We start from the raw sequence: 15,824 nt of genomic DNA, 5'->3' as shown, positions 1-15,824 counted from the left end.
TTAGCAAGGAATACTTCTACTTGGAACCGAGTACTTGTTTTAAATCCGAAACTTGGTTTTCCCATAGCATTCTGGCTTCGTCCACTTCGTCTTCTTCGGCAAAATCTGTAATAAACAGCGAAACATCTTTGGTGATTTCATCTACGATGATGCGCATTTCAAAATAGCTGTCATCATCATTTTCTTCCCAGGCAAATTTCACAAATTCATCGCTTTTTCTTTTGAGCATTTTGGCATTCTCTTCAGCGCCGTCCCAAATAAAAGTGAACCGTTCACTTCGGGAATTAACATTGTCGGCATACCATTCTGATAGCCCGGAAGGGGTGGATATATATTGGTAAAGCAACTGCGGTGAAGCCTGTATTACAAACTCAATTTCAAATTTGACCTTATCACTCATTCTAGTGTTCTATTTTTCCTTTTCAAGATTGGTGTATAATCTGGGAAGATATAAAAATAAATATCAAATAATAAATTAAAATGAATTTTGATTCGGCGAAAATTAAACTTTATATTTGCACCCGCAAAACCGCAAAAAGGCGAGGTAGCTCAGGTGGTTAGAGCGCAGGATTCATAACCCTGAGGTCGGGAGTTCAAGTCTCCCTCTCGCTACTTTTAAACCCCATTTGTAACGAAATGGGGTTTTTTTGTGCTTTGGTATTACGGATATCGTTTTGACAGTTTAAATGTCTTTGTAATTGCCCCTATCCCCTCTCCCTAGGTTTAATAATCATTCTAAAATACTGGTCCTTATACAGATAATAACCAATCCAGTTATATAGGGTGCGTACCTTGTTCTTGAAGTTTACCAAGCCCATAATGTGAACAAAAATCCAGATGAGCCACGCCAAAAAACCCTTAACAAAGAAGCGTTCCTTGGGCGGGTCCAAAACCGCCTTATTTCTTCCAATGATGGCCAAAGAACCTTTATTTTTATATGCAAACGACTTCCACTTGCCATTTTTGGCCAAAAGGTTGGTGGCCAAATTTTTAGCCTGTTGCAATGCGGGTTGCGCCAGCTGTGGATGCCCATCAGGATATTCCTTGTCTCCCAAGATTAAAGCGCAGTCACCCAAGGCATAAATATTATCGTAACCCTCCACCAAATTATGCCTGTTGGTTTTCAATCTTTTGCCCCTACCAAAACTGGATTCCATAAAACCCTTAAAGGTTCTGGCTGAGACGCCCGCTGCCCATATTAGATTTTTGGCGTCAATTGTATTTCCATTGGACAAATGAACGGTTTCTTCCACAAAATCGGTCACCAAGGTATTCAGCATAATCTTTACACCCAGTTCCTTCAATTTCTTGTAGGTATATTTTTGTGATTTGGTGGACATAGCTGCCAAAACAGCATCTTGTCCGTCCAGCAAATAGATATCTCCCAAATCTTTTTTGTCCAATTCAGGATAGTCCTTTTGCAAGATGTGATCACGCATCTCAGCAAAAATCCCAGAAAGTTCCACCCCCGTGGGTCCAGCTCCAGCAATCACAAAAGTGAGCAACTTTTTCCGTGCAGCGCTATCGGTAAGTCGAGTGGCCCTATCCAAGCGCGTGAAGATCACGTTTCTGAGTGAAAGGGCATCACTTATCGTCTTCATTGGAAGGCTGTACTTTTCGATGTTCTTGTTCCCAAAAAAATTGGTTTCAGTTCCCGTAGCCATGATCAGGGTGTCGTAAAAGAGTTCCCCATTGTCCAAAATAATCTTGTTCTCTGTAGGCACAACTTCTTTCAGTTTCCCAAGCCTAAATCGCGTGTTTTTCTTTCGCCTCAAAATCTTTCTAAAGGGATAACTTATGGCCGACGGCTCCATGAATCCAGTGGATACTTGGTAGATCAAGGGTGGAAAGAAATTGTAGTTGTTTGCGTCTACCAAAATGATATTAAACTCGGGCGAATCCTGCATGCTTTTAATAAATTCCAAACCTGCAAAGCCCCCGCCAACAATGACAATCTGATGTTTATGTGTCAATCTAATCTTGTTTTAATAAAACCTAAAACAAAATTACTTCCGAATGGTGAATTTTTGATTAAGCTGGCTTAAGAAAATGAAGGATTTAACCTCGTTTTAAGGTTTTAGGATGGGCAATGGATTTCTTTTCAGAATTACTACTTACCGAAACAATAAAAGCAACCGTTTCAACTGCTCCCAGTACATTTTCAATAGCACCGCACAGCACAGAAAAACAATGACCGCCAAATAGAAGAGTAATCCACCATCTCCCTGAACTTCTATTCCCAAACTGGTCAAATGGAAGAAAATAGCGCCAGAAATCACCCCAATCCCCATCAAGGCGCCCAAACCTATGGTTCTGGGCCAAAGCAATAGAGCACTGGCAATTAGCTCCACTACCCCACTGCCATAACGCCCCCAGGGTTCCATGCCTACTTGCTCAAAAATATAGATGCTTTCAGGAGCACCGGTAAACTTAAAGAATAGGGTTTGCAATAAAATTAGGGCTGCGGCTAAACGTAATATCCAGGAAATAATATTTTTCATGATGCGAAGGTTTGTGATACTTGGTCTGTATCCCATAGCCTTGCCTTACACCCATGTGTTAACTTTTGTAATTTAAAAGTTGTTCCTTTTGATTTTAATCTATTCGGAAAACGGTCAATACTCCGGCATGATCTGACGGAAACATGATGGGGTGGTAATCCACCACCTTGGATTCAATTGCACTAAGATCTTCGCCTTGGTAAAAAATATAGTCGATTCTATCGCGCAATCCATATTTGTCCGATGAAGTTGCCGCTCTGGGAGTCCATGTAAAACCAGGGTAAAGCAGTGGGTCGATGTGCAGTTCCCGATAGCTATCCTTAAATCCGGCATTGGCCATTTCCAAAGTCACAGGCCATTTGATCTTTTTATTGTGATGGATTCCCTTGGTTTCCTCAATCCAATCCAGATGGGAGCCTACGTTAAAATCTCCAGACATAATTATGGGTGTTTCCGTGGACTCTTCCAGATAAGGTGCTATTTCCTTAAGTATAGCCCGTACCTCTGCATGGCGTGTCTTTCCCTCCTCTGCGATCAACTGCTTGGCCGATTTCTTTCCTTCGATCACCCCTTGGCCATAGTCTGGAAGGTAGTGCAGCCATGTATCGAAAAATATGAGGTCCTTGCCCTTACCCAAACTAAGTTTTGCCCCACCAAAGTTAAAGGGCTTAAATGCCGTTATCGTTTCGGTAATCGGATACCTGCTCATAATGGACAAGTTGGAACTGATCAAATAAAAGTGATATCCCAAGGCATCCGCTATTATTTCGCCCGAGCCATAGGTTTCAATCAAACCAATGATATCCGCATCCGTTGCTCTAATGGTTTCTATTACCCGCTGTACACCAACGGCCTCACCATACCTGTGTCCTCCATGCCAGATATTCCAGGCCAAAACTTTGAGATGTTGGGGTCGAATCAGATTCTTGTCCTTTTCAGAGCTTGGATAAAACCTGACATACTGCTCCTGAATTTCCTCTGGACTAACCACTCTATCCCAAATCTTTACTTCATCCAATAAACCATTGAAGGAATTCCATTGCGCATTGGATCCATATTCCCATTTTTCATCGGACCCTCCAACAACGGTGGCCAAGTCTGTTTGAAAATTACCAATGCCAGGGGTGTTGTAGATGGCTACATTTTTTCCGTTCCAATACATCCATACCTCTTCCTTGTCGTGATTGACCGTAAATGTGATTTGATGCCATTCCCCATCATTGATTCGCTGCCTTTTGGCAGTTGGCCTATATTCAAATCGATTTTTGCCATCGTGCAACGTCAGCCCCCATGCGCCGTTCTCCCGAGTATAGAGCTGCCATCCCTTGGAATCTGGGTCATTGGCCTTTTTATTACCCATTATTGGGGTACCCATTATGGCATTTGGCAGGGTTTTTACCCAAATCTGTACCGAAAATGATTTTTTCTGGGAGTATGGAAAGGTTTCTTTTTCCAACTTAACAGGTCTTCTAAGAGCGGAATTGGCAGAGAGATCCAATGCCCTTCCCGAAATTCCATGGGCAAACTCGGATTCCAATAGGTCGACCATATAAACAGCATCTTCCTTGGTAATTCTGGTCTCCTCAAATCCATGGGAGTCAAAGTCAAGTTGAAAAATAGGTTCTTGAGTTTGGCTATGGCCAACAATGTGGACAAAAAAAACCGTGATCGCCAATGTCCTCAAAATTTTCCCTTTAGAAGGGATTCCTTTGGTACTTTCAAGAAACAACAAGTGGGAAAACAACATCGGTTACAAAGCTTCCTCTATGATTTTTTCAACCACTTCTGGGTTCAATAAGGTGGAAATATCCCCAAGATTACTTGTGTCCTTTGAAGCAATCTTACGCAATATCCGACGCATGATCTTACCACTACGGGTTTTGGGCAAACCGGGGACAAACTGAATTTTATCCAGCTTGGCTATGGGGCCAATGTGTTCTGTGATCATTTGGTTGATTTCTTTTTTCAGATTATCACGATCACGAGATTCACCTGTTTCCTTTAGAATGACATACCCATAAAGCGCATTCCCCTTAATATCATGTGGGAAGCCTACGATAGCGGACTCTGCCACCGCTGGGTGTTCGTTGATGGCATCTTCAATAGGTGCTGTACCCAAATTGTGTCCCGAAACAATGATTACATCATCCACCCTACCAGTAATTCGATAGTAGCCAACCTCATCACGTAATGCGCCATCTCCAGTAAAATATTTACCCTCGAAGGCTGAAAAATAGGTATCCTTGTAACGTTGGTGATCTCCCCAGATGGTTCGTGCAATGGAAGGCCACGGGAATTTAATACAAAGTCGACCGTCTACTTGGTTTCCTTTAATTTCTTTGCCATTCTCATCCATTAATGCAGGTTGCACTCCAGGCATGGGTAAGGTGGCGTAAGTGGGTTTGGTGGGTGTGGAAAATGGAATAGGAGAAATCAGAATCCCCCCAGTTTCGGTTTGCCACCAGGTATCCACAATAGGACATTTTTTCTCTCCCACATGATCATTGTACCAGTGCCAAGCTTCTTCGTTGATGGGCTCCCCTACCGTACCCAATACTTTAAGGCTCGATAGGTCATAATTGTCCACAAATTCCAAATTCTCCTTGGCCAAAGCCCTAATTGCTGTAGGTGCTGTATAGAACTGGGTTACTTTATGTTTTTGTACAATTTCCCAAAATCGACCAAAATCCGGATAGGAAGGAACCCCTTCAAACATCACCGTGGTTGCTCCATTGGCCAGCGGCCCATAAACGATATAGGAATGCCCCGTAATCCATCCAACATCTGCGGTACACCAGTATACATCCTCCTCACGATATTGGAACACATTCTTAAAAGTAAATGCGGTATACACCATATAACCTGCGGTAGTGTGCATCATTCCCTTAGGTCTCCCTGTGGAACCGGAAGTGTACAGAATAAAGAGTGGGTCTTCCGCATCCATAATCTCCGCTGGGTAATCCGAGTAGGCTTTGTCCAGCAACGGTTGCAGCCACTGATCCCTACCTTTTTCCATATGGATTTTGGCACCGGTTCTTTTGGCTACCAATACAGATTTCACTCCAGGACATTGCCCCAAAGCTTCGTCCACTATTCCCTTCAAATCAATGGTCTTTGCACCACGATAAGAACCATCAGAAGTCAAAACCATTTTGGCATCACAATCGTTGATTCGCGTAGCCAAAGCTGTGGAGGAAAAACCAGCAAAAACTACGGAGTGAATCGCTCCAATTCGGGCACAGGCCAATACGGAAATGGCCAATTCCGGAATCATGGGGAGATAGATGACTACACGATCCCCTTTTTGAACTCCGTTATCCTTTAATACATTCGCAAACTTGCAAACGCGTTCGTGCAATTGCCTATAGGTGATATGCTCCGCTGGCTCCTTAGGGTCGTTGGGCTCAAAAAGAATTGCTGTTTTATTTCCCCTAATATGCAAGTGTCGGTCAATACAATTTTCTGTGATATTGAGCTGCGCACCGTCAAACCATTTAATCTCGGGCTTGGAGAAATCCCAATCCAAAACGGAGTCCCATTTCTTCCTCCAAACAAAATGTTCCTCTGCTACTTCTTCCCAAAATTCCTCAGGATTTCTGACTGATTTTCGATACACCTGAAAATACTCCTCTAGGTGTTTGATGTGGTAATTGCTCATGCGCTTGGTTTAGTTAATTCAGAACCTTAAAAATATAAAAAAACCAACCGTTTTTATAGCGATTGGTGTTTTATCGACGTAAGGGTTTTATGTAACTTCGACCTACTCATCAACTTAGACGAATGACAGAGATAAAAAGGTACGACCTTCATAAAAATGACCCTTCCAAGCTTCATTTTGAGGTAAACAATGCACGAAAGTACCTTGACAAAAACTTGAAACATGCTACCGTTCCGCACAGGCACAGCTTTTACCAAATTATCTGGTTCAAGGAAAAAGGAAGGCATTATGTAGATTTTGAAGTAATAGAGCACGAGCCACATTCGGTTTTCTTTATCAACAAAAACCAAATCCACTATTTCTGTCCGGATTCATCCAATGAGGGGTTTCTATTCCACTTTAACGATGAGTTCATCAATATCCATGGCCCAGGAAGGATGGAGCGATTCTCCACAACCATTTTCAATGAGATTGGAAATCGTTTTTTGAAGATGCCAACAACGGAAATTCAAAAAATGGGATTGATTACCTCTTACATTGAGTCCGAAATCCTGGCCAGGGAACAAAACTATCGTGAGCAGGTCTATCACCATTTTCAAACCATCTTGTACTTGGTCGAACGTTTGCGAAGCAAAGCCACTAACCTAGACCCCAAGTCGCATCCAGAGTACAAAATGGCCTCGGACTTTAAAAAACTCATTTTCCAATGGTTGGATGCATCCAAAAGTATTGACGACTATGCAAGTGCCCTTGGTACCAATACCAAAACCTTGACTCGAATCTGCAAAACATACTTGTTGGACACCCCAGCCCATATTATTCGGCAAAGCAAACTCTTGGAAGCCAAGCGAATGTTGTCCAATCAGAAAACATCTGTTAAGGAAATTGCATATTCCCTAGGCTTTGAAGATCCTACCTATTTTACCAAATACTTCAAAAAAGGTACGGGCACAACTCCAAAGGAATTTCAACGGAAGGTGCTCTAAACTACCAGAAACTGTCCCTGGATCACCATTTTTTCTTCTGCGTTGTCAGGAATTTTACATCATCTAAAATGTAACATATGACAAAGCAAGCTTTAATAGTAGGTGGCACCACTGGAATGGGAAGGGCCACCGCAGAACTTTTGTTAAATGATGGTGTTGAAGTCATTATCATAGGAAGAAATGAACAGAATCTTGGTAAAGTAGCGGCGGAATTGAGCACCAAAGGAAGTGTAAAAACCGTGGAACTTGATCTCAACGATTTTGGAGCCGTTACCCAATTTTGTCTGGAATTGCCCATGGAGATGCCCCATTTGAGCTATTTGGTAAATGCCGCTGGCTACTTTAGTCCCAAGCTTTTTTTGGAGCATGAAGAAGCTGATTATGACGCTTATCACAATTTCAACAAAGCTTTCTTCTTCATCACGCAGGCTGCTAGTAATATTTTGGTGAAAAACGGTGGTGGTTCTATTGTGAACATTGGTTCCATGTGGGCAAAACAGGCCATAAAAGCCACACCTTCCTCGGCCTATTCCATGGCAAAGGCCGGCCTCCACTCACTTACACAGCATTTGGCTATGGAACTGGCAGAGCATAATATTAGGGTAAACGCAGTTTCTCCGGCAGTTGTGGTCACTCCAATTTATGGTGCCTTTATTGAAAAGGATAAGATTGAGGAAACCCTGCAAGGTTTTAATGATTTCCACCCTATTGGTAGAGTGGGTCGAGCGGAAGACATTGCCAAAACCATCCACTTTTTGCTTACAGACAATAGCTCATGGGTAACAGGGGCCGTTTGGGATGTGGACGGAGGTGTTATGGCCGGAAGAAACTAAAATGGAGGCCCCATTAATGTCATTGACGTTGATGGGGTTTAATGATCCAGTGCTTCTCCTGCTCCACTTGGTATTCTGATATCTTCCACGATTTGCTGTACATTTTCTGGAGGTGCCGCTGTAAATCTGGATATCAACAGGGCTACGGCAAAATTGACCAACATACCCATGGTTCCGAATCCTTCAGGAGAAATCCCAAACCACCAATTATCAGCACCACTGGTTTCCGGACTTCCTATCCAGCCCAGTTTGAATCGTGCAATATAATAGGTGGTGATTCCCAAACCTGCCACCATTCCGGCAATGGCTCCTTCGCGGTTCATTCTTTTGCTAAAAATGCCCATGACAATGGCCGGGAAAAAGGAAGAAGCCGCCAGCCCAAAGGCCAGCGCTACCACCGAAGCTACAAAACCGGGTGGGTTGATACCGAAATAGCCCGCTACAATAACAGCCAGTACGGCAGAAAGTCGGGCGATGAGCAATTCCTTCTTGTCTGAAATGTCTTTGGCGAATTGTTTTTTGATCAAATCATGGGAAATGGAGGTAGAAATTACCAACAACAAGCCCGCAGCGGTAGACAATGCAGCCGCCAACCCTCCTGCAGCCACAAGGGCAATGATCCAATTAGGAAGCCCGGCAATTTCAGGGTTGGCCAGTACGGTGATGTCCCGATCCACATAGAGTTCATTTGGCGATGCGCTGGCATTGGAAATTAAACGCTGACCCGAGCTGCCTCTTTCGTCCACAAATAGTGGTTTTTTGCCATCTATGGCCGTTCCAGGTAGATATTGAATCTTGCCGTCTTCATTTTTATCGGTCCACGCAATCAGTCCAGTGTCCTCCCATTTGGTAAACCAGGATGGAATTTCAGTATAAGGTGTATCCTCCACCGTTTCCATCAAATTGGTTCTGGCAAACACCGCAATCGCTGGTGCCGTGGTATATAAAATGGCAATGAACAGCAAGGCATATCCTGCCGATTTCCTAGCATCCTTCACTTTGGGAACCGTGAAAAATCGGATAATCACATGCGGTAGTCCAGCAGTTCCCAACATCAAGGCCGCTGTGATAAAAAAGACATCTGTCATGGATTTAGTACCGTCCGTATAGGCAGTGAAACCCAAATCGGTCATTAAGCCATCCAATTTATCCAATAGATATACCCCGTCTTCGCCTGCAGAACCCAATCCTAACTGCGGAATTGGATTTCCTGTAGCCATTATCGAAATAAAAATAGCGGGAACCATAAAGGCGAATATGAGCACACAATATTGGGCCACCTGGGTATAGGTAATCCCCTTCATCCCACCTAAAAAGGCATAAAACAATACAACGGTCATTCCAATATAAACCCCTGTATTCACCTCAACATCCAAAAATCTTGAAAATACAACGCCTACGCCGCGCATTTGTCCGGCCACATAGGTAAAGGAAACAAATAGAGCAGCTATAACCGCTACTGTTCTTGCTACGTTGCTGTAATAACGGTCTCCAATGAAATCCGGCACGGTAAACTTGCCAAATTTTCTCAAGTATGGGGCCAACAAAAGAGCCAACAAAACATAACCGCCGGTCCAGCCCATCAGATACACCGAACCATCATAGCCTGAAAAAGCGATAAGCCCAGCCATTCCCAAAAAGGATGCTGCGGACATCCAATCTGCAGCTGTGGCCAATCCATTTGCCAAAGGTGATACCCCTCCTCCTGCCACATAAAATTCCTTGGTGGAACCGGCTCGTGACCAAATGGCTATTCCTATATAAAGTGCAAAAGTGAGTCCTACGATGATAAACGTCCAAGTCTGAATTCCCATAGCTTATTCGTTTACCTTATATTTTTTATCCAACTTGTTCATCAGGCGGACGTAAACAAAAATCAGAATCACAAAAACATAAATGGAGCCTTGCTGGGCAAACCAGAATCCCAGTTTAAATCCACCTAAACGAATTGTGTTCAATTCATCCACCAGGAGAATCCCAAAGCCGTAGGAGACCAGAAACCAAATAAATAAAAGGATAGTTAGGTACCGAAGATTTTCCTTCCAGTACTTTTTGCGAAGTGATGTTTCCATTAACAGGTTGGTTTATTCTTGAAATATATGAAATCTCAAAAAACTACCTGCCTTTATTCACAGATACTCACAAAAAGTGGTCTAATTTTGATAACTAGGAAAGCTGACCTAAAAAGTCTGATACGTTGCCACCAATACGCTCCTGTATGTTGGTCACATCTGCTCTTTCAAAAGTTTCGCCCGTAATGCTTTCATACAATTCAATGTATCGTTCGGAAACAGAATCAATGTACGCATCACTCATTTCCGGCAGGGTTTGCCCTTCCAATCCTTGGAAACCATTACTGATCAACCACTGGCGCACAAATTCCTTGGATAACTGTTTTTGTGCTTCACCTTTGGCTTGACGCTCTTCATATCCTTCAGCATAAAAATAGCGAGAGGAGTCTGGCGTATGGATTTCGTCAATCAATACAATTTGACCTTCTTTAGTTTTTCCGAATTCGTATTTGGTGTCTACCAAAATCAGTCCACGTTCCGCCGCCAATTCTGTTCCCCTTTGGAAAAGAGCCTTGGTATATTGCTCCAAGACCTCATAATCTTCTTGGGAGACAATGCCTCTTTCCAAAATTTCCTCCCGTGAAATGTCCTCATCATGATCTCCTTGCTCGGCTTTTGTTGCCGGAGTTATTATGGGTTCTGGAAATTTGTCATTTTCCTTCATACCCTCGGGCATAAGCACGCCACACAACATTCTTTTGCCAGCCTTATACTCCCTTGCCGCATGGCCAGACAGATAGCCCCTTATCACCATTTCAACCTTAAAAGGTTCGCAGGCCTTGCCCACTGCCACATTGGGGTCTGGGGTGGCCATTAGCCAATTGGGAACAATATCCTCGGTGGCTTTCATCATTTTGGTGGCAATCTGGTTCAGGATTTGACCTTTATAGGGAATTCCTTTGGGCATTACTACGTCAAAGGCAGACAGCCGATCAGTAGCAATCATCACCAAAATATCGTTTTCCAAAGTGTATACTTCCCTAACCTTTCCCTTGTAAACGTCTTTTTGTTTTGGAAACCTGAAGTTGGTCTCCATTATGGTATTGGACATGTGCAGTTAATTTTGATGCTCAATATTCTTGTAGGCGTCAATGACCTTTTTTACCAGTTTATGACGGATTACATCCTTATCATCCAGATAAATGATACTGATCCCTTCGACATTCTTAAGAATCAAGAGCGCTTCCTTTAATCCGGATATCACCCTTCGTGGAAGGTCTATCTGGCCGGGGTCACCGGTCAATAAGAACTTGGCATTTTTACCCATACGGGTCAGGAACATTTTCATTTGGGCATGGGTAGTATTCTGGGCCTCGTCCAGGATAACAAAGGCATTGTCCAAAGTTCTTCCCCGCATAAAGGCCATAGGGGCTATTTGAATGGTACCGTCCTCGATGTATTTTTCCAACTTTTCAGGGGCTATCATGTCCCTAAGCGCATCGTAGAGCGGTTGCATGTAGGGGTCTAGCTTCTCTTTGAGGTCGCCAGGTAAAAAGCCGAGGTTCTCCCCTGCTTCCACGGCAGGTCTGGTGAGAATTATTCTTCGGACTTGTTTTTCCTTTAAAGCCTTCACGGCCAATGCTACCCCTGTATAGGTTTTACCTGTTCCAGCAGGGCCAATGGCAAAGACCATGTCATCCTTTTTACAGGCATCGACCAATTTTCTTTGGTTTACGGTCTGCGCCTTGATCAATCTACCACTTACCCCATGTACCAGAACTTCCCCACTACTCTTGGATGAAGAAAGTTCTTCTTGGCCATTACTGGTGAGCACCCGCTCAATCATGTTTTCATCCAGCTTGTTGTATTTGGCAAAATGGTTGGTCAGCATATCAAAGCGCTTGTCAAACTCTTCCAAGAGTTCTTCATCGCCATATACCTTTATTTTACTTCCGCGCGCAACAATCTTAAGTTTTGGGAAATATTTCTTCAGTAGTTCAATATTCTCATTCCTCTGCCCAAAAAAGTCTTGTGGGCTAATCTCCGTCAGTTCAATAATAAGTTCGTTCAAAAAAAGTGGGCTGTTTAAAGGTTATTTTTGAAGAAATTTTATTCTTTCTTTTTTAGTTAATTTTACTCCACAAACTTAACCAAAAATCAATTTGAGCACCGAAAAACATATCAACAGTATTGCATGGCAATCATAACCTTAACTACAGATTTTGGATATAAAGACCACTTTGTAGGTGCCATAAAAGGGACTATCCTCAACAACCTTCCGGACGTTAATGTTGTTGATATTTCGCATGCCATAAGCCCATTCAATATCCAGGAATGTGCCTACATCCTTAAAAACGCCTATCGTTCCTTCCCTCCGGGAACCGTTCATATTGTGGGGGTCGATTCCGAACTTTCGCCGGAAAACCAGCATATAGTGGTTCAGGTGGAAGACCAATATATCATCAGTGCCAACAACGGGGTTATTTCCTTGATAACGTCAGAGTCCAGTCCTGAAAAGGTCATGGAGATTGATATTCCGAATCTCAACCCCAGTTCCTTCCCTGTCTTGAATGTTTTTGTGGAAGTGGCCTGTCATATAGCGAGGGGTGGAAAATTGGAGGTCATTGGCAAGCCATTTACAGCATTGAAGGAACTACGGGAGTTTGAACCCCGCATCACCAATGAAGGTAAGAGCATTGTTGGCAATGTTATTTATATTGATAACTACGGTAACGTGATCACCAATATCCAACGAAGCCTCTTTGAGGCGTACAGGAATGGACGTGACTTTGAAGTAATTGCGCGAACCAATAAAATCAAGACCATTCACAACAGTTATAATGGTATTATCAATTTTCAGTTGGATCGCGGGCAGCGTAAGGGCCCAGGGGATGCACTGGCCCTATTCAATTCGGCAGGGTATGTAGAGCTTGCCATTTATAAAAGTGATTTGAAAACGGTTGGTGGGGCCTCTAGCCTACTTGGTCTGGGCTATAGGGATACCGTAACCATAAATTTTTTATAAATGTTGGTACGCATTGTAAAACTCACTTTTAAACCCGAAAATATTCCTAGTTTTGAGCGAATTTTTGAAGCCTCCCAATCCAAAATCCTGGAATTTGAAGGTTGCCTAAAGGTTGAAGGGTATCAGGACATCAAAAATCCCTGTGTATTTTTCACTTATAGTCATTGGAACAAGGAATCTGATTTGGAAAATTACCGTAAATCGGATTTTTTCAAGGAGGTCTGGGGAAAGACAAAAGCTCTGTTTGCGGATAAACCCGAAGCTTGGAGCTTAAAACAATGTACAATTAACAATAAAACAATTGACAATTAGCAATGCAAATACTGATAATTCCCAACATCAACCTAACTATTGAATTATTGACCATTGACAACTGTTAATTGATAATTGAACAGCATGTTTGCCATTTTTAAAAGAGAAGTCCAATCATTTTTTACCTCTCCCATCGGTTATTTGATCGTTGGGCTCTTTTTATTGCTCAATGGACTTTTTTTGTGGGTATTTAAAGGAGCGTACAACATCTTTGATTATGGTTTTGCGGATTTGGGCAACTTCTTTCTATTGGCACCCTGGATTTTCACTTTTTTGGTTCCTGCGGTGACCATGAAGAGTTTTTCGGAAGAACGTAAGGCTGGTACGTTGGAGCTTCTCCTAATCAAGCCTATTTCCATTTGGAAGTTGGTACTGGGCAAGTTTTGGGGTGCTTTTTTCCTTTGTGTTATAGCCATATTACCTACCCTGGTTTATGTTTTCGCCATTTCGGAGCTAGGTATTATTGAAGGCAACTATGATTTTGGGGTTGTTTTGGGGTCTTACTTCGGACTGCTGTTTTTGATAGCTGCCTTTACCGCAATAGGTGTTTTCACCTCAACCCTGTCGGAGAGTCAGATTATTGCTTTTATCCTGGGAATTGTCCTGAGTTTTTTGCTTTTTAATGGCTTTGATGCGATGTCCTCTTTATTTTCCTCAGGTGAAACACAACAATTGGTTCAAGATATTGGAGGCAGCGCGCATTTCAACAGAATTTCCAAAGGGGTATTGGATACCAGGGATTTGGTATACTTTATTTCCATTACCCTCCTGTTTCTTTTCCTAACCCATCAACGTCTTAAACAATTGACCAAATGAGCGGAAAGTTTTTGATTTCAGTGGGAAAGGCCTTGGCAGTGGTTGTCATTCTTAATTTGATTGGGAGCTTTCTTTACGCCCGTTTTGATCTTACTGAGGACAAACGATTTACGCTTTCGGAACCTGCAATCGCTGTGGCCCAAAAATTTGATTCCCCGGTAGTCGTGGATGTTCTTTTGGACGGGAATATTCCTCCGGAATTTTCAAAATTAAAGGTTGAGACCATTCAGTTGTTGGAGTCTTACACCTCTAAAAACGAAAACATACAGTTTAATCTGGTGGATCCTTTGGAGAACGAAACCAACACCCAGCAGACTATTTCTGATTTACAACGTATTGGTTTGGAACCTGCCCGGGTTACGGTGGAGGAAAATGGAAAAGTGTCCCAAGAATTGGTCTTTCCATGGGCCATTGTCAACTATCAAAACCAGACCGTAAAAGTGCCATTGCTCAAGAACAAATTGGGCTCTACCATGGAGGATCGCGTCAACAATTCCGTTCAGCAATTGGAATATGCATTTGCGGATGCCTTTACCAAACTGAGTATATCAGAAAAAAAACGCGTTGCCGTTATCAAAGGAAATGGGGAATTGGACGACCTCCATATTGCTGATTATCTCACCACAATTCGGGACTACTACAATATTGGTGCAATTACCTTGGACTCTGTAGCTGCCAACCCCCAATCGGTTTTGGATCAACTCAAAGGTTTTGATCTGGCCTTGATAGCCAAGCCCACGGAGGCTTTTACTGATGAAGAAAAATACGTCCTGGACCAGTTTGTGGTGAACGGTGGTAAATCCATATGGCTTATGGATCAGGTGGCCATGGAACTGGACAGTATATTTGCGGGCGGTGGCAATGCCATTGCCTTACCCAGGGAGCTTAACCTGAAGGACTTTTTCTTCAAATTTGGGGTGCGTATCAATCCCGTTTTGGTGAACGATATGTACTTCACCCAGATTGTTTTGGCTTCGGGAGATGGGAATGATTCCCAATACAATCCTGTACCTTGGTATTACAACCCCATGGTGTTCTCACAGAACAACCACCCTATCAACACCAATATAGAGGCGGTTCGTTATCAATTTGCCAACGCCATGGAAGTGCTGGAAAACGACTATAATCATACCGTATTGCTCCGAAGTTCTCCCCTATCCAAGACAGAAGGAACCCCTAAACCCATTGGTTTGGACATTTTGAATCAACCTCCTAATCGAGAATCATATACTGATGGTAACCAACCTTTGGCTGTCCTTGTTGAAGGCGACTTTGTTTCCATGTTCAAAAACCGAGTCAAGCCTGTTGAATTGGAAAACACGCTTGAAGAGGGGTCATCCAACAAGATGATCGTAATTTCTGATGGAGATGTCATCAAAAACCAACTCCGCAATGGTGTTCCGCTGGAATTGGGTTATGATAAATGGACCAATAGTTCTTATGGAAACAAGGAATTTTTGGTGAATTGCATTAATTTTCTCTTGGATGATACTGGACTTATAAACATTCGAAATAGAAGGGTTTCCATTCCTCTTTTGGATGTTGAGAAAATTGCAGAGCAAAAAAGCAAATGGCAGGTCATAAACATAGCAATCCCAGTACTTTTAACCTTGGTATTCGGAATCCTATTTGGACTCTACAGAAAGCGGAAATTTGCCGTTTAGCTGTTGATAAGTTTGTT

The 15,824-nt window shown here is 42.8% G+C and carries 15 protein-coding genes and 1 tRNA gene; 7 read left to right on the top strand and 9 right to left on the bottom strand.

Translation table 11 applies throughout. The annotated features are described in order from the left end of the window. Positions 1-16: 16 nt before the first annotated feature. On the bottom strand, positions 17-400 hold the full coding sequence (locus tag ACOOE0_RS13225) for an START-like domain-containing protein (RefSeq protein WP_420399376.1): 384 nt from the start codon (positions 398-400) through the stop codon (positions 17-19). Between the two features lie 138 nt (positions 401-538). Here ACOOE0_RS13225 and ACOOE0_RS13220 point away from each other — a divergent pair. Next, positions 539-612, top strand: a tRNA-Met gene (locus ACOOE0_RS13220). Positions 613-704: 92 nt separating this feature from the next. Here the strand turns inward: ACOOE0_RS13220 and ACOOE0_RS13215 are convergent. The 4 genes from ACOOE0_RS13215 to acs all read right to left on the bottom strand — a co-directional run bounded on the left by ACOOE0_RS13215 (position 705) and on the right by acs (position 6,159). After that, a complete protein-coding gene (locus tag ACOOE0_RS13215) occupies positions 705-1,973 on the bottom strand; it encodes an NAD(P)/FAD-dependent oxidoreductase (protein WP_420399375.1) in 1,269 nt (422 codons plus the stop codon). A gap of 141 nt (positions 1,974-2,114) precedes the next feature. Then, on the bottom strand, positions 2,115-2,501 hold the full coding sequence (locus tag ACOOE0_RS13210) for a DoxX family membrane protein (RefSeq protein WP_420399374.1): 387 nt from the start codon (positions 2,499-2,501) through the stop codon (positions 2,115-2,117). 94 nt (positions 2,502-2,595) lie between these two features. Next, positions 2,596-4,185: a LamG-like jellyroll fold domain-containing protein gene (locus ACOOE0_RS13205; protein WP_420399373.1), complete on the bottom strand. Its 1,590-nt coding sequence runs from the start codon at positions 4,183-4,185 to the stop codon at positions 2,596-2,598. Positions 4,186-4,251: 66 nt separating this feature from the next. Continuing rightward, positions 4,252-6,159: an acetate--CoA ligase gene (gene acs, locus ACOOE0_RS13200; RefSeq protein WP_420399372.1), complete on the bottom strand. Its 1,908-nt coding sequence runs from the start codon at positions 6,157-6,159 to the stop codon at positions 4,252-4,254. Positions 6,160-6,281: 122 nt separating this feature from the next. Between acs and ACOOE0_RS13195 the strand changes: the two genes are divergently transcribed. Beyond that, positions 6,282-7,145 carry a helix-turn-helix domain-containing protein gene (locus ACOOE0_RS13195; protein WP_420399371.1) on the top strand — a complete coding sequence of 288 codons (864 nt, stop codon included), beginning with the start codon at positions 6,282-6,284 and terminating at the stop codon, positions 7,143-7,145. A gap of 77 nt (positions 7,146-7,222) precedes the next feature. Further along, positions 7,223-7,978, top strand: coding sequence for an SDR family NAD(P)-dependent oxidoreductase (locus tag ACOOE0_RS13190; RefSeq protein ID WP_420399370.1), 756 nt, complete (start codon positions 7,223-7,225; stop codon positions 7,976-7,978). 38 nt (positions 7,979-8,016) lie between these two features. Here the strand turns inward: ACOOE0_RS13190 and ACOOE0_RS13185 are convergent, their stop codons facing one another. The 4 genes from ACOOE0_RS13185 to ACOOE0_RS13170 form a co-directional block, all read right to left on the bottom strand. Further along, on the bottom strand, positions 8,017-9,792 hold the full coding sequence (locus ACOOE0_RS13185; protein ID WP_420399369.1) for a sodium:solute symporter family protein: 1,776 nt from the start codon (positions 9,790-9,792) through the stop codon (positions 8,017-8,019). A 3-nt stretch (positions 9,793-9,795) separates the two neighbouring features. Beyond that, on the bottom strand, positions 9,796-10,050 hold the full coding sequence (locus ACOOE0_RS13180) for a DUF4212 domain-containing protein (protein WP_138832465.1): 255 nt from the start codon (positions 10,048-10,050) through the stop codon (positions 9,796-9,798). Positions 10,051-10,144: 94 nt separating this feature from the next. After that, a complete protein-coding gene (locus tag ACOOE0_RS13175) occupies positions 10,145-11,101 on the bottom strand; it encodes a phosphoribosylaminoimidazolesuccinocarboxamide synthase (protein ID WP_420399368.1) in 957 nt (318 codons plus the stop codon). Positions 11,102-11,107: 6 nt separating this feature from the next. After that, positions 11,108-12,061 (bottom strand): PhoH family protein, encoded by a 954-nt coding sequence (locus ACOOE0_RS13170; RefSeq protein WP_420399367.1) that lies wholly within the window; start codon positions 12,059-12,061, stop codon positions 11,108-11,110. Positions 12,062-12,184: 123 nt separating this feature from the next. On the opposite strand from ACOOE0_RS13170, the gene ACOOE0_RS13165 reads away from it, so the two are divergent. The 4 genes from ACOOE0_RS13165 to gldG all read left to right on the top strand — a co-directional run bounded on the left by ACOOE0_RS13165 (position 12,185) and on the right by gldG (position 15,807). Further along, positions 12,185-13,015, top strand: coding sequence for an SAM hydrolase/SAM-dependent halogenase family protein (locus tag ACOOE0_RS13165; RefSeq protein WP_420399366.1), 831 nt, complete (start codon positions 12,185-12,187; stop codon positions 13,013-13,015). After that, complete coding sequence (locus ACOOE0_RS13160; protein ID WP_420399365.1) at positions 13,016-13,327, top strand: putative quinol monooxygenase; 312 nt, start codon at positions 13,016-13,018, stop codon at positions 13,325-13,327. An 84-nt stretch (positions 13,328-13,411) separates the two neighbouring features. Next, the gene (gene gldF / locus ACOOE0_RS13155; RefSeq protein WP_420399364.1) at positions 13,412-14,143 is read left to right on the top strand and encodes a gliding motility-associated ABC transporter permease subunit GldF; all 732 of its coding nucleotides are present in this window, start codon (positions 13,412-13,414) and stop codon (positions 14,141-14,143) included. Then, the gene (gene gldG / locus ACOOE0_RS13150; RefSeq protein WP_420399363.1) at positions 14,140-15,807 is read left to right on the top strand and encodes a gliding motility-associated ABC transporter substrate-binding protein GldG; all 1,668 of its coding nucleotides are present in this window, start codon (positions 14,140-14,142) and stop codon (positions 15,805-15,807) included. The genes gldF and gldG overlap by 4 nt, the downstream gene beginning before the upstream one ends. The last annotated feature ends 17 nt before the right edge of the window (positions 15,808-15,824 follow it).

It is taken from the genome of Flagellimonas sp. (genome assembly GCF_965215805.1).
In the GTDB taxonomy this organism is placed as follows: domain Bacteria; phylum Bacteroidota; class Bacteroidia; order Flavobacteriales; family Flavobacteriaceae; genus Flagellimonas.
The sequence above is the reverse complement of the archived record's forward strand: the minus strand, read 5'-3'. Positions and strand labels throughout refer to the sequence as shown.